Here is a 19,194-nt window from a genome sequence, read left to right on the forward strand (position 1 = left end):
CGGGCATCCTGGCGGGGAAAACGTCAATGCTGGGCATGATAGTCAAAGCCGACGACGAAGGGGGCTGTTCACCGTTTCACGAAAAGAGTACAAATGTACTCCATGGACAACATGCCCCCCAAACGCCGCGCCATCCTCGAGTTCATCCGCGAACGCATCGCCGACCACGGCCAGCCGCCGAGCCTGGCCGACATCGCGCAGCGTTTCGGTTTCGCCTCGCGTAGCGTGGCGCGCAAGCACATCACCGCCCTGTGCCAGGCCGGCTTCATCGAGGTCACGCCCAACCAGGCGCGTGGCATTCGCCTGGCCGAGCCCCTGCGTCGCCCCGAGATCCTGGAAGTGCCCGTGCTCGGCCAGGTAGCGGCCGGTGCGCCGATCGGCCCCGACCTGGGCATCCACGAGCAGTTGTTGCTCGACCCCAGCCTGTTCCGCCGTACCCCCGACTACTTGCTCAAGGTGCGTGGCGACTCGATGATCGACGACGGCATCTTCGACGGTGACCTGGTCGGTATCCGCCAGCAGGCCGAGGCACGCGACGGCCAGGTCGTGGTCGCCCGGCTGGACGGCGAGGTGACCATCAAGCGCCTGCAGCGCGTGCCCGGCGGCTACCGCCTGTTGCCGCGCAATCCGGCCTATGCGCCGATCGAGGTGGCGCCGGGCCGGGAGTTCTTCATCGAAGGCGTGTTCTGCGGCTTGCTGAGGCGCGACTGATGGGCGCGGTGGTCGATCTCGACAGGTTGCTCGACCAGCGTCGGGTATGGCGCGGTCGCCAGGCCCAGGCGCGCCCACTCGGCCAGCAGCCCACCGGCCATGCCTCGCTAGACGAGCGGTTGCCCGAAGGTGGCTGGCCGGCGGCGGCGCTCAGCGAATTGCTGTTGGCCAGCCCTGGGTGTGGCGAACTGCAGTTGCTCTGGCCGAGCCTTGCACGCTTGACCGGCGAAGGCGGCCGGGTGGTGCTGGTGGGCCCGCCCTTCATCCCCTATGCACCGGCCTGGCAGGCGGCAGGGGTGGACCTGCGCGGGGTGGTCCAGGTGCAGGCGCGGCAGGCCGATGCCTTGTGGGCGGCCGAGCAGTGCCTGCGCTCCGGCAACTGCGCGGCGGTGCTGTGCTGGCCCGAGCGTGCCGACGACCGCGCCTTGCGCCGCCTGCAGGTGGCTGCCGAGGCTGGTCAGGCCCTGGCCTTCGCCTGCAGGCCGCAACAGGCCGCGCACAATCCCTCGCCAGCGGCACTGCGCATCGCCATCGACGCCCGGCCGCCTCAGTGGCGAGTGCTCAAGTGCCGGGGCGGCCTGCCACCGGTCATGCCGATCGCCTGCCCGCAGTGGAGGTGACGGCGCCATGCTCTGGGCCTGTATCCTCTTCCCCCAACTGGCGTTGGACACCGTCCTGCGCGAGCGCGACGACCCCGATTCGCCGCTGGTGCTGATCGCGGGACCGTCCCAGCGGCGGGTACTGCAGGCGGTCAATGCGGCGGCCGCCAGGCTCGGCTTGCGTGCCGGGCAGACCTTGACCGCCGCCCGAGCCCTGGCCGATGGTTTCGCCTGCGTCGAGACAGACCCGGCACGCATCGAGCAGGTGCAGCAGCTGTTGGCGGCCTGGGCCTACCGTTTCAGCGGCCAGGTCAGCCTGCATTACCCGCGTGCCTTGCTCCTGGAGGTTGGCTCCAGCCTGCAACTGTTCGGCCCCTGGCCTTCGTTCGAGGCGCGCCTGCGTCAGGAGCTGGGCGCCCTGGGGCTGCGCCAGCGCATCGTCCTGGCGACCAACCCGGTGGCGGCGCGCATGCTCGCCAACGGCCACGATGGCCTGGCCGTGACCCGCCCCGAAGAGACCCGCGCGGCCCTGGCCAGCATGCCGGTCGGGCGGGTCGGCCTGCCCACGGAGGCGGCCGAGGCGTTCGCCCGCATGGGCCTGCGCCGGCTCGGCGAGGTCCTGGCGTTGCCACGCGATGCCCTGGCCAGGCGTTTTGCCGCCGACGTGCAATTGCACCTGGACCAGTTGCTCGGCCTGCGCAGCCTGGGGCTGGACTTCCATCGCCCGCCGGACCGCTTCGAGGCACGCCTGGAGCTGAACTTCGACGTCGAGTCGCACCAGGCCCTGTTGTTTCCCTTGCGCCGCTTGGTCAACGACCTGGCCGCGTTTCTTGCCGGCCGCGATTGCGGGGTGCAACGCTTCGAGCTGTACCTGGAGCATGCCGACGGGCCGGACACCCGGCTCAAGGTCGGCCTGCTGGCGGCCGAGCGCGATGCCGCGATGCTGTTCGAGTTGGCCCGTGGTCGCCTCGAACCGCTGCGCATCCCGGCGCCGGTGCGCAACCTGCGCCTGCTGGCCGAGGACCTGCCGCCCTTCGTGCCCCAGCATCGGGCGCTGTTCGAACCCCGGGCGCAGCAGGCCCAGCCGTGGGAGCAATTGCGCGAACGCCTGCGGGCGCGGCTGGGCGACGAAGCGGTCAAGGGCCTGCGCGCCGAAGCCGACCCGCGCCCCGAATGCGCCTGGCAGCTGGCAGAGCAGGGCGCCCAGGGGGCCGTGACGGTCGCGCCTGGCAGCCGCCCCGGTTGGCTGCTGGCCGAACCCCAGGTGTTGCCGCAGGCCGGCCTGCGCCTGCTGGGCCAGGCCGAGCGCATCGAGTCGGGCTGGTGGGACGGCGGCGATGTGCGTCGCGACTACTACTGCATCGAGACCCGCGATGGTTTGCGCGGTTGGGCCTACCACGACCTGGCCCGGCCCGGCCCGCTGTGGCTGCAGGGCTGGTTCGCATGAGCGCACCGGCCTACGCGGAGCTGCACTGCCTGTCGAACTTCAGCTTCCAGCGCGGTGCCTCCAGCGCCGACGAGCTGTTCAAGCGGGCCCATGAGCAGGGCTACCAGGCCCTGGCCATCACCGACGAATGCACTCTGGCTGGCATCGTTCGTGCCTGGCAGGCTGCTCGGCAACACCCACTGCATTTGATCGTCGGCAGCGAGGTGCGCGTGCACCAGGGGCCAAGGCTGGTCCTGCTGGTCGAGGACCTGGGCGGCTACCAGAACCTCTGCGCCTTGATCACCCAGGCGCGGCGGCGGGCGGAAAAGGGCGACTACCAGCTCCTGGCCGAGGACCTGCAGGCCCATTGCCAAGGCTTGCTGGCGCTGTGGATCGCCGATGAACCGAGCGATGCGGCGCCTGGGCAATGGCTCAAGAGCCTGTTCGGCGAGCGTCTGTGGCTGGGGGTGCACCTGCACCGGGGCAGCGACGATGCCGGCCGCTTGCAGCGCCTGCGTGCCCTGGCCGGGCAGTTGGGGATCCGTGCGGTGGCCTGTGGCGACGTGCACATGCATGTGCGTGGCCGCCGGGCCCTGCAGGATTGCATGACCGCGATCCGCCAGCACTGCAGCGTGGCCGAGGCCGGCCGCTACCTGTTCCCCAATGGCGAGCGCCACCTGCGCTCGCGCGAGCAGTTGGCCGAGCTGTACCCGGCCGACCTGCTGGCCGAGACCCTGGCCATCGCCGGGCGCTGTCGTTTCGACCTGGGCGAGCTGAAGTACCAGTATCCCCGTGAGCTGGTCCCGCAGGGTCACACCCCGGCCAGTTGGCTGCGCCAGTTGTGCGAGCAACGCTTGCCCGAGCGCTGGCCCCAGGGGCCGAGCGCCAAGGTGCGCAAGACCCTGGCCAGGGAGCTGGCTCTGATCGAGGAGCTGGGCTACGAAAGTTATTTTCTCACCGTCCACGACATCGTCGACTTCGCCCGGCAGCAGGGCATCCTCTGCCAGGGCCGGGGCTCGGCCGCCAACTCGGTGGTGTGCTTCGTGCTGGGCATCACCGAGCTGGACCCCATGCAGCACCGGCTGCTGTTCGAGCGCTTCCTGTCCCGCGAGCGCAACGAGCCGCCAGACATCGACGTGGACTTCGAGCACGACCGCCGCGAAGAGGTGATCCAGTACGTGTTCCGTCGCTATGGCCGGCACCGGGCCGCACTCACCGCGGTGGTCAACACCTACCACGCCGCCGGTGCGGTGCGCGACGTGGCCCGGGCGCTGGGGCTGCCGGCCGACCAGGTGGATGCCCTGGCCAAGTGCTGCGGGCGCTGGAGCGACCGCATCCCCGATGCGCAGCGCCTGGCCGAGGCTGGCTTCGAGGCGCAGAGCCCGTCGCTGCGGCGCATCCTGGTGCTGGCCGGCGAGCTGATCGGGTTTCCCCGGCACCTGTCCCAGCACCCTGGGGGCTTCGTCATCTCCGAACAGCCGCTGGACCGCCTGGTGCCGGTGGAGAACGCCGCCATGCCGGAGCGCACGGTGATCCAGTGGGACAAGGACGACCTCGACCTGGTCGGCCTGCTCAAGGTCGACGTGCTCGCCCTGGGCATGCTCAGCGCGCTACGGCGCTGCTTCGACCTGATGGCCCGGCACCGTGACCGGCACCTGAGCCTGGCGACCATCCCGGCCGACGATCCGGCCACCTACGCCATGATCAGCCGTGCCGAGACCATGGGCGTGTTCCAGATCGAGTCGCGGGCGCAGATGGCCATGTTGCCCCGGCTCAGGCCACAGACGTTCTACGACCTGGTGATCGAGGTGGCCATCGTCCGCCCGGGGCCGATCCAGGGCGATATGGTCCATCCCTTCCTGCGCCGGCGCCTGGGGCAGGAGCCGATCAGCTACCCGACGCCGGCGCTGAAGGCGGTGTTCAAGCGGACCCTGGGCGTGCCGCTGTTCCAGGAGCAGGTGATGGAGCTGGCCATGGTCGCTGCCGACTACAGCCCCGGCGAGGCCGACCAGTTGCGTCGCAGCATGGCCGCCTGGAAGCGCCATGGCGGCTTGGAGCCGCACCGCGAGCGGCTGGTCCGCGGCATGCTGCGCAACGGCTACGACCAGGCCTTCGCCGAACGCATCTTCGAGCAGATCAAGGGGTTCGGCAGCTATGGCTTTCCTGAGTCCCATGCCGCCAGCTTCGCCTTGTTGTGCTACGCCAGCAGTTGGCTCAAGTGCCACGAGCCGGCGATCTTCACCTGTGCCCTGGTCAACAGCTGGCCCATGGGGTTCTACAGCCCCGACCAGTTGTTGCAGGAGGCGCGTCGCCAGGGTGTCGAGGTGCGGCCGGTGGATGTGTGCCACAGCGAGTGGGACTGCACCCTGGAGCCGATGGGGCAGGGGGCGCTGGCGATCCGCCTCGGGCTGCGCCAGGTGCGCGGTTTCAACGAGGCCGACGCCCGGCGCCTGGAGCAGGCGCGGGCGCAGCGGCCCTGGCGGGACATCGAGGACCTGTGCCTGCGCGCTGGCCTGGACGGGCGCGCCCGTGCCCGCCTGGCCGATGCCGGTGCCCTGCGCACGCTGGCCCGTAACCGGCACCAGGCACGCTGGCAGGTGGCGGCGGTGCAGGCGCAACTGCCGTTGTTCGCAAGTGTGCAGGCCACGCCGGAAGCGCCGGTGGCATTGCCGGCGCCGACGTTGGGCGAGGACCTGCTTGCCGACTACGCCACCCTGGGCACTACCCTGGGGCCGCATCCGCTGGCCCTGCTGCGCTCCCGCTTGCGGGCGTTGGGCTGTCGCAGTTCCGGCGAACTGGCCGGGGTCGGGCATGGCGACAGCATCGCCGTGGCCGGGCTGGTGGTGGGCAGGCAGCGGCCACAGACCGCCAGCGGGGTGACCTTCGTCACCCTCGAGGACGAACACGGGATGGTCAATGTGGTGGTCTGGCGCGACCTGGCCGAACGCCAGCGCAGGGCGCTGGTGGGGGCGCAGTTGCTCAAGGTGAGTGGGCGGCTGGAGCAAGAGAGTGGCGTCAGGCACCTGGTCGCCCGACGGCTGGAGGACATCAGCCCCTTGTTGCAGGGGCTGGATGTGCGCAGTCGGGATTTCCATTAGGGCAAGCGACATTGCTCGCTTTTCAGGGTGTCAGGGCTGGCTTATTCGCGGGCAGGCCCGCCCCCCTTGGTAGCCTTCAGACCATCGCCAACCGCTGCTTGCGCGTAGGCGCCGGAAACGCCCGGTCGATCGCCCGCAGGTCCTCGCTGGTCAACACCAGGCTTCCCGCCGCGGCATTGAGTTGCACATGCGCCGGCGCCACCGCCTTGGGTATGGCGATCACCCCGTCGTTGCGCGTCACCCAGGCCAGGCTGACCTGGGCCGGGGTCGCCCCGTGGCGCTCGCCGATCTCGGCCAGCACCGGGTGCTGCAACAAGCGCCCGGCCTGGGCCAAGGGGCAGTAGGCCATGGTCGGCAGTTGGCGCGCCTGGCTCCAGGGCAGCAGGTCGAACTCGATGCCGCGTTGGGCCGGGTTGTACAGCACCTGGTTGGTGGCGCAGTCGGGATTGTGCAGTTCGCGCAAGTCGTCGACATCGAAGTTGGAGACGCCCCAGCGGCGGATCTTGCCTTGCTCGCGCAGGCGCTCGAAGGCCTCGACGGTTTCCTCCAGCGGGTACTGGCCGCGCCAGTGCAGCAGGTACAGGTCGATGCAGTCGGTACCCAGGCGCGCCAGGCTGCGCTCGCAGGCGGCGGGCAGGCCACGGCGGCTGGCGTTGTGCGGATAGACCTTGCTGACCAGGAACACCTGGTCGCGGCGCCCGGCGATGGCCTGGCCGACCACCTGCTCGGCGCCACCCTCGGCGTACATCTCGGCCGTGTCGATCAGGCTCAGGCCCAGTTCGATACCCTGCTGCAGGGCGGCCACCTCGGCCGCCCGGTTGCCTGGGTCTTCGCCCATGTACCAGGTGCCCTGGCCAATGGCCGGAACCGTGGCGCCTGCCAGTTTCACGAAACGCATGTCACCTCCTGTGGTCGGGTGTGGGAAAGCAATACCTCGAGCAGCGCCTGGGCTGCGGTGGAGAGCTTATGGTCGCTCAGGGCGATGACCCCGATGCGTCGCTCCACGCTGGGCTCGACCAGTGGTACGCAGCGGGCACCGAGCTCCTGCATCTGGCCGATGCACAGCGCTGGCACGGCGCTGACGCCCAGGCCGTTGGCGACCATGCGACCGATGGTCGACAACTGGTGGCTCTCGAAGGCCACCGCCAGTTTGCCATGCTCGGCCGCCAGGTGCTGCTCCAGCAGCAGGCGTACCGCCGAGGGGCGTTGCAGGGCGATGAAGTCCTCGGCCAGCAGTTCGCGCCAGGTCACTTGCCGCTGCCCGGCCAGGGGCGAGTCGGCGGGCACCACGGCGACGAAACGGTCCAGGTACAGCGGGTGGAAGCGCAGGGCGTCGCTGCCTTCCGGTTCGAAGCCGATGCCCAGTTCGACGCGGCGATGGCGCACCAGCTCCAGCACCTGTTCGTTGATCACGTCGTGCACGGTGACGTTGACCCGCGGGTAGCGCTGGCGGAATACCTTGAGCGACTGGGGCAGCAGGTTGCCGGCGAAGGCCGGCATGGCCGCCACCGCGACCCGGCCCAGTTGCAGGGTGAAGCGCTGGCGCAGCATCTCCTCGGTGTCGTCCCAGTCGGCCAGCAGGCGCCGCGCCAGGGGCAGCAGCACCTCGCCCTCGGGTGTCAGGCTGACGCTGCGGGTGGTGCGGGTGAGCAGGGCGCCGCCGAGGTTGTCCTCCAGGGCCTTGATGGTCAGGCTCAGGGCCGGTTGCGAGACGTGCAGGTGCTCGCCGGCCTGGGCGAAGCTCTTGTACTTGGCCACGGTGACGAAGGCGCGCAGTTGCTTGACGTTCATGGCAGGCTCGGTTTTGTTTTGGAAAAATTATCAATCGATGATTAAAACAAAATTAACAAATCAGTCGCCAGCGGTGAAGATGCCCACACATGCACTTCAACAACTACAACAGGGCGAATCAGCATGGCCGGACTGGACAAGCGCGTAGCAACCTATGAACAGGCCCTCGAAGGCCTGACCGACAACATGACGGTACTGGCCGGCGGTTTCGGCCTGTGCGGCATCCCCGAGAACCTCATCGCCGAGATCAAGCGCCGTGGCGTCAAGGGCCTGACCGTGGTCTCCAACAACTGCGGCGTGGATGGCTTCGGCCTGGGCGTGCTGCTGGAAGACCGGCAGATCCGCAAGATGGTCGCCTCCTACGTGGGCGAGAACGCCGAGTTCGAGCGCCAACTGCTCAGCGGCGAGCTGGAAGTCGAGCTGACCCCGCAAGGCACCCTGGCCGAGAAGATGCGCGCCGGTGGCGCCGGTATCCCGGCCTTCTACACCGCCACCGGCTACGGCACCCCGGTCGCCGAAGGCAAGGAAGTGCGCGAGTTCAAGGGCCGCAAGTACATCCTCGAAGAATCCATCACCGGCGACTTCGCCATCGTCAAGGGCTGGAAGGCCGACCACTACGGCAACGTGGTGTACCGCAACACCGCGCAGAACTTCAACCCGCTGGCCGCCACCGCCGGCAAGATCACCGTGGTCGAGGTCGAGGAGATCGTCGAGCCGGGCGTGCTGCTGCCCAGCGAGATCCACACCCCGGGCATCTATGTCGACCGGGTCATCGTCGGCACCTTCGAGAAGCGCATCGAAAAGCGCACCGTCAAGGCCTGAGCGCCGTCCACAGAACAACAAAGAGATCCTGACCATGGCACTGACCCGCGAACAGATGGCGCAACGCGTCGCCCGTGAACTGAAGGATGGTTACTACGTCAACCTCGGCATCGGCATCCCGACCCTGGTGGCCAACTACGTGCCCGCCGACATGGATGTGATGCTGCAGTCGGAGAACGGCCTGCTGGGCATGGGCGAGTTCCCCACCGAGGGCACCATCGATGCCGACATGATCAACGCCGGCAAGCAGACCGTCACCGCCCGCCGCGGTGCCTCGATCTTCGACTCGGCCCAGTCCTTCGCCATGATCCGTGGCGGCCACGTCGACCTCACCGTGCTCGGTGCCTTCGAGGTGGACGTGGAGGGCAACATCGCGTCCTGGATGATTCCCGGCAAGCTGGTCAAGGGCATGGGCGGCGCCATGGACCTGGTGGCCGGTGCCGAGAACATCATCGTCACCATGACCCACGCCTCCAAGGACGGCGAGTCCAAGCTGTTGCCGCGCTGCAGCCTGCCGCTGACCGGCGCCGGCTGCATTCGCAAGGTGCTCACCGACCTGGCCTACCTCGAGATCGAGGATGGCGCCTTCATCCTGCGCGAGACCGCACCGGGAGTGAGCATCGAGGAAATCATCGAAAAGACCGCCGGCAAGCTGATCGTGCCGGACGATGTGCAAGAAATGACGTTCTGACGGACGTTGTTGGCAAGCCCCCCATCGGAGGGTGAGCCCGTTCCCACAATGGACCACGCATCCATTGTGGGAACGGGTTCGCCCCCCGATGGGGTTTTCGTCGTTTCAGGAAAGACCAATAAGAAGGAAAACAACCGTGGCCGCTGAAATCCAAGACAGCCGCTCTGCTCGCTTTGCCCTGCGCTGCTCCAACTGGGCCGAACGCTGGTTCCCCGACTCCTGGGTGTTCGCCGCCCTGGCCGTGGTGCTGGTGTGCCTCGGCGCCCTGGCCATGGGCGCCCAGCCCACCGACACCGCCAAGGCGTTCGGCGATGGTTTCTGGAGCCTGATCCCGTTCACCATGCAGATGGCCTTCGTGGTCATCGGCGGTTACGTGGTGGCCAGTTCACCGCCCGCGGCGCGGCTGATCGACCGCCTGGCGCGCCTGCCACGCAACGGCCGCTCGGCGGTGTGCTGGGTGGCGCTGATCTCGATGCTGGCATCGCTGCTCAACTGGGGCTTGTCGCTGGTGTTCGGCGGCCTGCTGGTGCGCGCCCTGGCGCGCCGCCAGGACCTGAAGATGGACTACCGCGCCGCGGGTGCCGCCGCCTACCTGGGCCTGGGTGCGGTATGGGCGCTGGGCCTGTCGTCGTCCGCCGCGCAGCTGCAAGCCAACCCGGCCAGCCTGCCGCCCTCGATCCTGGCCATCACTGGGGTGATCCCGTTCACCGAGACCATTTTCCTCTGGCAGTCCGGCGTCATGCTGGCAGCGCTGGTGATCATCTCGCTGATCGTCGCCTATGCCACCGCGCCCGGCCCGAACAGCGCACGTACCGCCGAGGCCTGCGGCGTCGACCCAAGCTTCAGCGCGCCCCCACCGGCGCAACGCACCCGCCCTGGCGAGTGGCTGGAATACAGCCCGGTGCTGACCCTGCTGCTGGTAGTGCTGGCCGCCGGCTGGCTGTACCACGAGTTCGCCACCAAGCCTGCGATCACCGCGATCTCCGGGCTGAACACCTACAACTTCCTGTTCATCATGCTCGGTGCCTTGCTCCACTGGCGCCCGCGCAGCTTCCTCGACGCGGTGGCCCGTGCCGTGCCGACCACCACCGGCGTGCTGATCCAGTTCCCGCTGTATGGCTCGATCGCGGCCATCCTCACCCAGGTCAAGGGCGTGGACGAACAGACCCTGGCCCATCACATTTCCACCTTCTTCGTGCAGATCGCCTCGCATGACACCTATGCCGTGCTCATGGGCGTGTACTCGGCGGTGCTCGGCTTCTTCATCCCCTCGGGCGGTGGCAAGTGGATCATCGAGGCGCCCTACGTGATGCTGGTGGCCAATGACCTGCAGTACCACCTGGGCTGGGCGGTGCAGATCTACAATGCCGCCGAAGCCCTGCCGAACCTGATCAACCCGTTCTACATGCTGCCGCTGCTGGGCGTGCTGGGGCTCAAGGCGCGGGACCTGATCGGTTTCTCGTTCGTGCAACTGCTGGTGCATGTGCCGCTGGTGCTGGTGCTGCTGTGGGCGCTGGGGACGACGTTGCAGTACACGGCGCCGGTGATGCCGTAGGGCGAGCGGGTTGTCGCGCGCAGCGCTCGCAGGGGCCGCTTCGTGAGGCGGCACCCATGCCGGTTCTGTCATCCTGGGGCTGCAAAGCAGCCCCAGGACTCCTCGACCGGAGCTGTCTTTCTTTTCGTTTCGATGACATTTCGATAACGAATCTCATACGAGATTCGTTTTCACATGACTGCCACCTCACGGCAGCCAAGGACTTTCATCGAACGAACAAGGAGAAAGGCCGCGATGTTCGCGCCCATCAGCCGTTCCATGACCCTGACCCTGGGTCTGTGCAGCACCGTCATCACCCCCCTTGCCCTGGCCGACGACACCTCGTCGAATCCCGACAATGGCGTATTGGAGCTCGGTTCCACCGAGATTCTCGCCCAAGGGCTGGGCAGCACCACGGAGCACACGGGGTCCTACACCACCGGCAGCATGAGCGCTGCCACGCGCTTGAACCTGTCGATCAAGGACACTCCGCAATCGGTCTCGGTGCTGACCCGCCAGCAACTCGACGACTTCCAGCTCGATACCCTGTCCGAAGCCATGGCCCACGTCACCGGCGTGACCGTGCAACGCAACGACTCGGAGCGGCCGACGTACTACTCGCGCGGCTACGCGATCAACAACTTCCAGGTCGACGGGATGCTCAACACCTTCTCGGGGCTCAAGTCGGACTCGGACACCATCATCTACGACCGCATCGAGGTGGTGCGCGGCGCCACCGGCCTGACCACTGGAGCGGGGGACCCGTCCGGGACCATCGCCATGGTACGCAAGCGCCCGACCCACGAGCTGGCGATCAAGACCGGTGTCAGTGCCGGCAGCTACGACAACTACTACAGCTACCTGGATGTCGGCGGCCCGCTGGGCTGGGACGGGCGCCTGCGCGGGCGCACGGTGCTGGCCTACCGTGACAGCAAGTCGTTCATGGACAAGTACGCCAGCCAGCGCGAAGTGGCCTACGGCATCCTCGAGGCGGACCTGACCGACAGCACCGTGCTGGCAGTGGGCTACGACTACCAGAACAAACATGTGCAGGGCTCGTCCTGGGGCACGGTGCCGTACTGGAACGCCGACGGTGGCAAGGCCGACCTGCCGCGTTCGACGAACTTCGCCGCGCCTTGGTCGTCCTGGCCACTCAAGGACAAGACGGTGTTCGTCACCCTGGACCAGCGCTTGGGTGATGACTGGCAGCTCAAGGCCGCCTACACCCATCGCCAGAGCGACAGCGACGGCAAGCTGTACTACGGCGGCAACGGTTTCCCCGAGGCCGATCGCAGTGGCATGACGGCCTGGACCGCGCATTTTGCCGGTGAGGAGAAGATGGATGCCATCGACTTCAACCTGGCCGGGCCTTACCAGCTGTTCGGGCGCAGCCATGACTTCATGATCGGCTACGGCGAGTCGGAGCGGCGCAACACCTCTCCCTACCTGGTCGGCCAGCCGCTACCGGATGGCTATACGCAGATTCCGGACTGGAAGTACATGGGCTCGATTCCCAAGTTCTACGACACCGATACCGGGCTCGACGAGTCGCGCGACTACACCCGGCAGAAGGCCGGCTACATCGCCACCCGGCTCAACCCCACCGAGCGCCTGCACTTCGTGCTGGGCAGCCGCTATGGCAGTTGGCGGACGAAAAGCCGCTCGTGGGAATACGACGCGGCGCTCAACGCCACGGAAAACCCAGCCAGCGAGCAGACACAGAACGACCAGTGGACGCCCTATGCCGGGGTACTCTACGACCTCACCGAGGCGTACACGGTCTATGCCAGCTATACCGACATCTTCAATCCGCAGACGGTACGCGACGTCAACAGGAAGTACCTGGAGCCCATCGTCGGCAAGGTCTACGAGGTCGGCCTGAAGGGCAGCCTGCTCGAGGAACGACTCAACCTGAGCACGGCGGTGTACCGCTCCAACCAGGACAATGTCCCCGAACAGGACGATTCGGTCCCGCCGGGAGACAATGGCGAGGTGTTCTACAAGTCAGGGGGCAAGGGCGTGGTCGTGGAGGGCTTCGAAGCCGAGATCGCCGGCGAAGTCATGCCCGACTGGCAGATGAGCCTGGGCTACAGCTACACCCATGCCGCGGCGGGCGATCATTCGCGCAAGAGTACCGAACAGCCCTTGAACCTGGTGCGCTTCGCCACGACCTACCAACTCACCCCGGCGCTGACGGTCGGCGGCTCCCTGGACTGGCAGAGCGGCAACTACAAAGCGGGGAAACGCCCGGTGGGGCGTGGCGAGGATGGCAGGATCATCACGGTTGCCGATACCATCAGCCAGAAGGCCTTCTCGGTGGTCGGCCTGATGGCCCGCTACCGCTTCGACGAGCACCTGTCGGCCTCGCTGAACGTGAAGAACCTGTTCGATGAGCATTACTACAACAACCTGGGGTTCTACAACGGCGTCTATCATGGTGAACCGCGTACCTTGATGGTCAGCCTGGACTGGCAACTGTAGCCGCGGCCCGGAGCGTTTCCCGGGGGCGGCGGTGGAGGAGGGGGAGAGGCGATGATCGAGGTATCGCGGTTCTGGCGGGACCCGGCATTGCCCTTCGTCGAGGCGCGCCGCGTGGGGGATGGGCGCAAGGTCTGCTATGCGGCCCATTCCCACGAGAGCTTCTCCATCGGCGTGATCACCGGTGGGCGTAGCACCTACCTGACGGGAGGTACCCGGCGAGAGGTCGCTGCCGGTACCACCGTGCTGATGAACCCAGGTGTGGTGCACACTTGCAACCCGATCGACGGGATGCCCTGGTCCTACCTGATGCTGTTCGTCGACCTGCCCTGGTTGCAGGCGCAGGGCTTCGTGCTGCTCGAGGTGACCTGGAGCACGTCGGCGGCGCTCTATGGTCGGTTGCTGCAGGTGTTCGCCGACCTTTTCGATGGCTGCACGGCAGCTGGGGCGAGCGGCAAGGAGGCGATGCTAGCCGCTTTCTTCGCGGCGTTGCCTGGCTACCTGGAGGCAGCGCCTGCGAGGGCCGGCACTTCGGAGCATCCGCGCCTGGACGCTGCGGCGGCGTTCATCCGGGCCCATCGTCTCGACCCGTTGAGCCTCGAGGACATCTGTGCGGCCGCTGGCTTGTCCAGGGCCTACCTGATCCGCGCCTTCGGCAAGCGTTTCGGACTGACGCCCCATGGCTACCTGCTGGACCAGCGCGTGCAGCATGCCCGTGCCCAACTGCGCCAGGGGCGGCCCATCGCCGAGGTGGCGTTGGAGGCCGGGTTCGCTGACCAGGCACACCTGCAGAGGGCGTTCAAGCAGCACCTGGCGGCGACGCCGGGGCACTATCGCAGTGGCAGCCGAAACTAGTCTGCCAACACGTCAACCCAGCACCAGGTAAAGCGCACTGGCCACCAGCAGTACGGCCAGGCTGCGGTTGAACAGCCGCATATGCCGAGGATCGCCCAGGTAGTGGCGGATCACGCTGCCGGCCCAGGCCCAACTGGCGATGGACAGGAAACAGATCGGGCCATAGATCCAGGCGAACAGCCACAACAACTGCTGCTCACCCCCGGTATAGGCACCGATGCCGGCCACCGCGGCCAGCCAGGCCTTGGGGTTGAGCCACTGCATGAGTGCGCCATACCAGGCCGAGGGCGCGCCGTGCAGAGGGTCGCCGCCCAGCGCGCCCTGGTCGCGGGCCAGCTTCCAGGCCATGTACAGCAGGAACAGCACACCACCCCAATGCAGCCCCAGGCCCAGCAGCGGCCAATGCACGAGCAGTTCGTGCAGGCCCAGGCCGACCAGCACCAGCAGCAGGCAGAAGCCCAGGGTGGCGCCGAGGGCATGTTGCAGGCTGGCCCGCAGGCCATGACGGGCGCCGCTGCCGAGGGCCACGAGGTTGACCGGACCAGGGGAAATGGACGCCGCCAGGGCGAAGGCGGCCATGGATAGGGACAGGCTCATGGGGCATACCTTGTTGTCGGTGAGGCCGCCATCTTGGCGGGCAGGCCGTGCCGAGGTATTGAAGAAAAGTCCCCCAGCAGCTCTGTGACAGCTTTTGTAATAGTTTCACGTTGCCAGAAAAAGCCGCTGTGATTGTAGGATCGTCTTTCGCAATCACTTACAAGGTATGTATGAGCACCTTCTCGGAGCCTCCCAGTTCCTGGCCGTCCCGGCCATCCTTCCCCCGTCCCCGTGACGCTTCCCATGTGAGTATCCGCTGATGGAATGGCTAGCCGACCCCACGGCCTGGCTGGGCCTGCTCACGCTCATCGTCCTCGAGTTGGTCCTGGGCATCGATAACCTGGTGTTCATCGCCATCCTCGCCGACAAGCTGCCACCGCACCAACGCGACCGCGCGCGGGTGATCGGCCTGACCCTGGCGCTGGTGATGCGCCTGGGCCTGCTGGCGAGCATCTCGTGGATGGTCACCCTGACCGAACCGTTGTTCGAGGTCTTCGGCAAGAGCTTCTCCGGCCGTGACCTGATCATGCTGTTCGGTGGTGTGTTCCTGCTGTTCAAGGCCACCATGGAACTGCACGAGCGCCTGGAGGGCCATGTCACCCAGGCCAGCGGCGCGGTGCGCCATGCTGCGTTCTGGCCGATCGTCGCGCAGATCGTGGTGCTCGACGCGGTGTTCTCGCTGGACGCGGTGATCACTGCGGTGGGCATGGTCGAACACCTGTCGGTGATGATGATCGCGGTGGTCTTCTCCATCGGCATCATGATCGTCGCCAGCAAGCCGCTGACCCGCTTCGTCAATGCCCACCCGACGGTGATCATGCTGTGCCTGGGCTTCTTGATGATGATCGGCTTCAGCCTCACCGCCGAGGGCCTGGGCTTCCATATCCCCAAAGGCTACCTGTACGCGGCGATCGGCTTCTCGTTGCTGATCGAGCTGTTCAACCAGTTGGCCCGTGCCCGCCGCAAGCGCAGCGTGCAGCAGCACCGGCCGCTGCGTGAGCGCACCGCGCATGCGGTGTTGCGCCTGCTCGGCGGGCGCCGGGTGGAAGCTGACGAGGTGGGCGAGGAAATCGCCGACCTGGTCGAGGGGGGTGAGGAGCAGGTGCTGTTCGATCGCCGCGAACGGGTGATGATCAGCGGTGTGCTGAACCTGGCCGAGCGACCGATCCGCACGGTGATGACGGTGCGCGCCGAAGTCGATGCCATCGACCTGGGGCTGCCGCCCGAGGCCGTCGCCCAGGCGCTGGCCAACTCGCCGTATTCGCGCCTGCCGCTGATCCGCGACGGACGCATCGACGAGCCACTGGGCTTCGTGCACAAGAAGGAGTTGCTCAAGGAGCTGCTGTCCGGCAGCCAGCCGGACCTCGAGCGCATGGCGCACCAACCGCTGAACCTGCTGGAGAGCTTCAGCATCCTCAACGCCCTGGAGCAGATGCGTGGCCAGTCGACGCACATCGCCTTCGTGGTCAATGAATTCGGTGACTTCACCGGCCTGCTGACCATGACCGATATCCTCGAGTCGATCGCCGGCGAGTTGCCGGACGCCAGCGAGGTGGCAGGGCCAGGGATCGTCGAGGAGGCCGACGGCTTCATCGTCAGTGGTGCCCTGAACCTCAGCCAGGTCCAGGCGCGCACCGGTTTCTGCGCCCGCGCCACCGACGACTACCAGACCCTGGCGGGGCTGGTGATGAGCCTGCTGGACCGTCTGCCGGTGGTCGGTGACCGCCTGGCCTGGAATGGCTGGACCATGACCGTGGTGGCGGTGGAGGAGCGTCGGGTGCGTCAGGTACGCCTTACACCGGGCGCCGACGTTGCCGCAGCAGGTGCTTGATGCCTTCGAGCACCAGCACCAGCACGGCGGCCCAGATCGGCAGGTAGGTCAGCCACTGGTCTGGGCCGATGGTTTCGCCCAGCAGCAGGGCGACGAACACCAGCAGCACCGGTTCGACGTAGCTGAGCAGGCCGAACAGGCTGAACGGCAACAGGCGGCTGGCCAGCACATAGGCGATCAATGCCGAGGCGCTGATCGCCCCGAGCAGCGGAATCAGGCCGTACAGCGCCGAATGCCCGGCCAGGTCGGCCGCCGATAGCGGGCTCTGGGTCACGAAGTACAGGGCCCAGGGCAGCAGCAGGCACATGTCGCACCACAGGCCGCCCAGGTGGTCGGTGCGGCAGCGGCGGCGCAGGACGAAGTAGATCGGGTAGCCGGTCATCACCACCAGGGTTTCCCAGGCGAAGCTGCCGTGTTGGTACAGCTCGTGGCCGACGCCGAGGGTGGCGCAGGCTACCGCGACCTTCTGCAGGCGCGACAGCCGCTCGCCATACACCAGCCGGCCGGTCAGGACCATGGCCAGCGGCAGGAGGAAATAGCCCATCGAGACCTCCAGGCTACGCCCGTGCAAGGGTGCCCAGAGAAACAGCCACAACTGCACGCCCATCAGCCAGGAGGTGCCGATCATCCCCAGCAACAGCACGGGCGTCTGCCGCACCCGGGCCAGCAAGCCGCCGACCCGCTTCCAGTCGCCGGTGACCAGCATGAACAGGGTGAGGCAGGGTAGCGTCAGCAGGGTGCGCCAGCCGAAGATTTCCTCGCCGTCCAGCGGCGCGAGCAGGGAGGTATAGAAGTACATCACGGCGAACAGACAGGACGCCATGACCGACGAAAGAATGCCTTTTGACACGAATGCCTCGGTTAAGGGAGTTGAGCGGGTGGATCAGCCGGGCATGATCTCAGGGGGCGCGCCCTGCGGCAACCGCGCGCTGGCATGCTGGGTCAGGGCCTGGAGGAAATCCTCCAGCGGCATCGGCCTGCCGAACAGGTAGCCTTGCTGGAAGTCCACCTGGTGGCGCGCCAGGTAGTCGCGCTGGACCTCGGTTTCCACCCCTTCGGCGACGATGCCGAGCCCGAGCTTGCCGGACAACTCGACGATGGTGTCGAGGATGTGCTGGGACAGGGCGTCACCCCCGATCATGGCGACGAAGCTCTGGTCGATCTTCAGGTAGTCGACCTTGAACTGGCGCAGGTAGTTGAGGCTCGACTGGCCGGTGCCGAAGTCGTCCAGGGCGATCATCACGCCCATTTCATGCAGTTTGCCGAACAGTTCCAGGGTCACCGGCGTGGCCTCGATCAGCTTGCGCTCGGTCAGCTCCAGGGTCAGTACCACGCGCCCCGGTGGGAAGTGCTGGAGGAAGGTACGGCAGTCGTCCAGCAAGCCCAGGTCGCGGCAATGGTCGGCGGTGATGTTGATGCCGATGTGAAAGCCGTCCTCCAGCAGCGCGGCATAGGGCGCCAGGCCCTGGGCGGTGTGCAGCATCAGGGCGCGGGTCATGGCGACGATCTGCCCGCTGTGCTCGGCGTAGGGGATGAACAGGTCCGGGCGCACCAGGCCTTCGCGCGGATGGTTCCAGCGCATCAGCACTTCGACGCCGGCCCAGCGGTAGTCGTCCTTGCGCACCACGGGCTGGAAGTATGGCAGGAACTCATCCGCCTCCAGGGCCCGGCTCAGTTCGGCGCGTGGGGAGGAGGCGCGGCGGATCTGCCAGCGGCAGACACCGCCGGCCAGGGCGCCGAGCAACAGCAGCAGGCTGAGCAGGGCCGGGTAGTGCTCGCGCATGAAGGCGTGCTTGATGCCAGGCCCGTAGCCGCCGTGCACACTGAAGGGGTAGCGGGTCGAGGCCTGTACCACGGCGGCGCTGACCGCCACCGGTGGGACGCCGCTGCGGACCACGCCGTCCTTGCCCATCCAGTGCTCGCCGACCTGCAGTTGCAGGACCTCGTCGGGGCCGATCAGGCGCAGGGCGGTGAGTAGGTGGTCGCCATCGACCGTGGCGATGGCGCCGCGGTCGCCGTCGCTGGCGCGGTACACCAGCAAAGGATGGCCAGGGGTGACCGAGTTACCGTCCATCAGCCACAGGCGGCCGTCGGTGTAGTCGCGGGCATTGACCGGCTCATCGAAGTCGCCGAACAACGAGGTGCAATACAGGGTGTTGTGCCGGAACAGGTTGGTCGAACGCACGAAGGCGTTGCGCGTGACGTGCCCGCGCAGCTCCAGCTGGGCCTGGGCGCACGGGCTGCCGGCCAGCGGCAGCAGCTCCTGGGTAGTTGTGCTGAGGCTGTCGAGGATGTGCTCGACGTGCTCGACCACCTGTCGGGCCGTCGCCTCGCTGCTGTAGTGCAGCTCCCGTTCGGTCTGCCAGTGCATGACCGCAAGGCCGCACAGCAGCGGCACCAGGCCCACGCCCCAAGGGAACAGGGTACGCCAACTCCAGCGGGCGGGACGTTTAGCCGTGAGGGGCATGCTGACCTAATCTATTGAAAGAAAAACCTGCTAATGATAGCCGTTTGCCCATTACCAGGGCCAACTAAAGCGCGACAAATGAATTTACGCACTGTAGAATCGCGTTACGAATACAAGAATAAGGTTCCCCGCCTTCCGGGGGATCAAGCCCTCCGAGAATGGGTCCATATGACATATCATGGGTTCAAGCTGATCATTGGTGACTTCCTGGCCCGCAGCGTGCGGGGCATCCCCTGTTCACCACCTTCCCTGTGCGACATCCACGGCAACTAACCGTTTTTTTCGCAGCAGATG

15 protein-coding genes are annotated in these 19,194 nt (G+C 67.0%); 10 read left to right on the forward strand and 5 right to left on the reverse strand.

Features of this window, described 5'->3' with window-relative positions; translation table 11 throughout:
• Positions 1–93: 93 nt before the first annotated feature.
• From lexA to ABFA30_RS00805, 4 genes are read left to right on the forward strand one after another with little or no spacing between them, the layout of a single operon-like run.
• The gene (lexA, locus tag ABFA30_RS00790; RefSeq protein ID WP_368816179.1) at positions 94–711 is read left to right on the forward strand and encodes a transcriptional repressor LexA; all 618 of its coding nucleotides are present in this window, start codon (positions 94–96) and stop codon (positions 709–711) included.
• Positions 711–1,331 (forward strand): translesion DNA synthesis-associated protein ImuA, encoded by a 621-nt coding sequence (imuA, locus tag ABFA30_RS00795; RefSeq protein WP_225790310.1) that lies wholly within the window; start codon positions 711–713, stop codon positions 1,329–1,331. Before lexA ends, imuA begins: the two co-directional genes overlap by 1 nt.
• A gap of 7 nt (positions 1,332–1,338) precedes the next feature.
• Complete coding sequence (locus ABFA30_RS00800) at positions 1,339–2,757, forward strand: Y-family DNA polymerase (protein ID WP_410045056.1); 1,419 nt, start codon at positions 1,339–1,341, stop codon at positions 2,755–2,757.
• A complete protein-coding gene (locus ABFA30_RS00805; RefSeq protein ID WP_410045057.1) occupies positions 2,754–5,834 on the forward strand; it encodes an error-prone DNA polymerase in 3,081 nt (1,026 codons plus the stop codon). The genes ABFA30_RS00800 and ABFA30_RS00805 overlap by 4 nt, the downstream gene beginning before the upstream one ends.
• Positions 5,835–5,910: 76 nt before the next feature.
• Here the strand turns inward: ABFA30_RS00805 and ABFA30_RS00810 are convergent, their stop codons facing one another.
• A complete protein-coding gene (locus ABFA30_RS00810; protein ID WP_225790313.1) occupies positions 5,911–6,732 on the reverse strand; it encodes an aldo/keto reductase in 822 nt (273 codons plus the stop codon).
• Positions 6,720–7,625 (reverse strand): LysR family transcriptional regulator, encoded by a 906-nt coding sequence (locus tag ABFA30_RS00815; RefSeq protein ID WP_225790314.1) that lies wholly within the window; start codon positions 7,623–7,625, stop codon positions 6,720–6,722. The genes ABFA30_RS00810 and ABFA30_RS00815 overlap by 13 nt, the downstream gene beginning before the upstream one ends.
• A gap of 123 nt (positions 7,626–7,748) precedes the next feature.
• Here ABFA30_RS00815 and ABFA30_RS00820 point away from each other — a divergent pair, with 123 nt between their 5' ends.
• From ABFA30_RS00820 to ABFA30_RS00840, 5 genes are all read left to right on the forward strand, one after another.
• Positions 7,749–8,447, forward strand: a complete 699-nt coding sequence (locus ABFA30_RS00820) for a CoA transferase subunit A (protein WP_225790315.1) — start codon at positions 7,749–7,751, stop codon at positions 8,445–8,447.
• Positions 8,448–8,481: 34 nt separating this feature from the next.
• Positions 8,482–9,138, forward strand: coding sequence for a CoA transferase subunit B (locus ABFA30_RS00825; RefSeq protein WP_253081077.1), 657 nt, complete (start codon positions 8,482–8,484; stop codon positions 9,136–9,138).
• A gap of 88 nt (positions 9,139–9,226) precedes the next feature.
• Positions 9,227–10,693 carry a short-chain fatty acid transporter gene (locus ABFA30_RS00830; protein ID WP_225790317.1) on the forward strand — a complete coding sequence of 489 codons (1,467 nt, stop codon included), beginning with the start codon at positions 9,227–9,229 and terminating at the stop codon, positions 10,691–10,693.
• Between the two features lie 234 nt (positions 10,694–10,927).
• Positions 10,928–13,153, forward strand: a complete 2,226-nt coding sequence (locus ABFA30_RS00835; protein ID WP_410045058.1) for a TonB-dependent siderophore receptor — start codon at positions 10,928–10,930, stop codon at positions 13,151–13,153.
• Positions 13,154–13,204: 51 nt separating this feature from the next.
• Positions 13,205–14,005: an AraC family transcriptional regulator gene (locus ABFA30_RS00840; protein WP_410045059.1), complete on the forward strand. Its 801-nt coding sequence runs from the start codon at positions 13,205–13,207 to the stop codon at positions 14,003–14,005.
• Positions 14,006–14,017: 12 nt separating this feature from the next.
• Here the strand turns inward: ABFA30_RS00840 and ABFA30_RS00845 are convergent, their stop codons facing one another.
• Positions 14,018–14,602, reverse strand: coding sequence for a LysE family translocator (locus tag ABFA30_RS00845; protein WP_410045060.1), 585 nt, complete (start codon positions 14,600–14,602; stop codon positions 14,018–14,020).
• Positions 14,603–14,861: 259 nt separating this feature from the next.
• On the opposite strand from ABFA30_RS00845, the gene ABFA30_RS00850 reads away from it, so the two are divergent.
• Complete coding sequence (locus ABFA30_RS00850; protein WP_225790319.1) at positions 14,862–16,433, forward strand: TerC family protein; 1,572 nt, start codon at positions 14,862–14,864, stop codon at positions 16,431–16,433.
• Here ABFA30_RS00850 and rarD read toward each other — a convergent pair.
• Together rarD and ABFA30_RS00860 are read right to left on the reverse strand one after the other, a co-directional pair.
• A complete protein-coding gene (rarD, locus tag ABFA30_RS00855; protein ID WP_410045061.1) occupies positions 16,396–17,283 on the reverse strand; it encodes an EamA family transporter RarD in 888 nt (295 codons plus the stop codon). The genes ABFA30_RS00850 and rarD overlap by 38 nt on opposite strands.
• 33 nt (positions 17,284–17,316) lie before the next feature.
• Positions 17,317–18,900 carry an EAL domain-containing protein gene (locus tag ABFA30_RS00860; RefSeq protein ID WP_368816175.1) on the reverse strand — a complete coding sequence of 528 codons (1,584 nt, stop codon included), beginning with the start codon at positions 18,898–18,900 and terminating at the stop codon, positions 17,317–17,319.
• Between the last annotated feature and the right edge of the window lie 294 nt (positions 18,901–19,194).

It is taken from the genome of Pseudomonas sp. HLMP (assembly GCF_046365545.1).
GTDB classification, from domain to species: Bacteria; Pseudomonadota; Gammaproteobacteria; order Pseudomonadales; family Pseudomonadaceae; genus Aquipseudomonas; species Aquipseudomonas guariconensis_B.

What these genes read in the sequence shown, in the direction of transcription:
- lexA (WP_368816179.1), top strand. Translation starts at nt 94, where the DNA reads ATGTACTCCATGGACAACATGCCCCCCAAACGCCGCGCCATCCTCGAG.
- imuA (WP_225790310.1), top strand. Translation starts at nt 711, where the DNA reads ATGGGCGCGGTGGTCGATCTCGACAGGTTGCTCGACCAGCGTCGGGTA.
- ABFA30_RS00800 (WP_410045056.1), top strand. Translation starts at nt 1,339, where the DNA reads ATGCTCTGGGCCTGTATCCTCTTCCCCCAACTGGCGTTGGACACCGTC.
- ABFA30_RS00805 (WP_410045057.1), top strand. Translation starts at nt 2,754, where the DNA reads ATGAGCGCACCGGCCTACGCGGAGCTGCACTGCCTGTCGAACTTCAGC.
- ABFA30_RS00810 (WP_225790313.1), bottom strand. Translation starts at nt 6,732, where the DNA reads ATGCGTTTCGTGAAACTGGCAGGCGCCACGGTTCCGGCCATTGGCCAG.
- ABFA30_RS00815 (WP_225790314.1), bottom strand. Translation starts at nt 7,625, where the DNA reads ATGAACGTCAAGCAACTGCGCGCCTTCGTCACCGTGGCCAAGTACAAG.
- ABFA30_RS00820 (WP_225790315.1), top strand. Translation starts at nt 7,749, where the DNA reads ATGGCCGGACTGGACAAGCGCGTAGCAACCTATGAACAGGCCCTCGAA.
- ABFA30_RS00825 (WP_253081077.1), top strand. Translation starts at nt 8,482, where the DNA reads ATGGCACTGACCCGCGAACAGATGGCGCAACGCGTCGCCCGTGAACTG.
- ABFA30_RS00830 (WP_225790317.1), top strand. Translation starts at nt 9,227, where the DNA reads ATGGGGTTTTCGTCGTTTCAGGAAAGACCAATAAGAAGGAAAACAACC.
- ABFA30_RS00835 (WP_410045058.1), top strand. Translation starts at nt 10,928, where the DNA reads ATGTTCGCGCCCATCAGCCGTTCCATGACCCTGACCCTGGGTCTGTGC.
- ABFA30_RS00840 (WP_410045059.1), top strand. Translation starts at nt 13,205, where the DNA reads ATGATCGAGGTATCGCGGTTCTGGCGGGACCCGGCATTGCCCTTCGTC.
- ABFA30_RS00845 (WP_410045060.1), bottom strand. Translation starts at nt 14,602, where the DNA reads ATGAGCCTGTCCCTATCCATGGCCGCCTTCGCCCTGGCGGCGTCCATT.
- ABFA30_RS00850 (WP_225790319.1), top strand. Translation starts at nt 14,862, where the DNA reads ATGGAATGGCTAGCCGACCCCACGGCCTGGCTGGGCCTGCTCACGCTC.
- ABFA30_RS00860 (WP_368816175.1), bottom strand. Translation starts at nt 18,900, where the DNA reads ATGCCCCTCACGGCTAAACGTCCCGCCCGCTGGAGTTGGCGTACCCTG.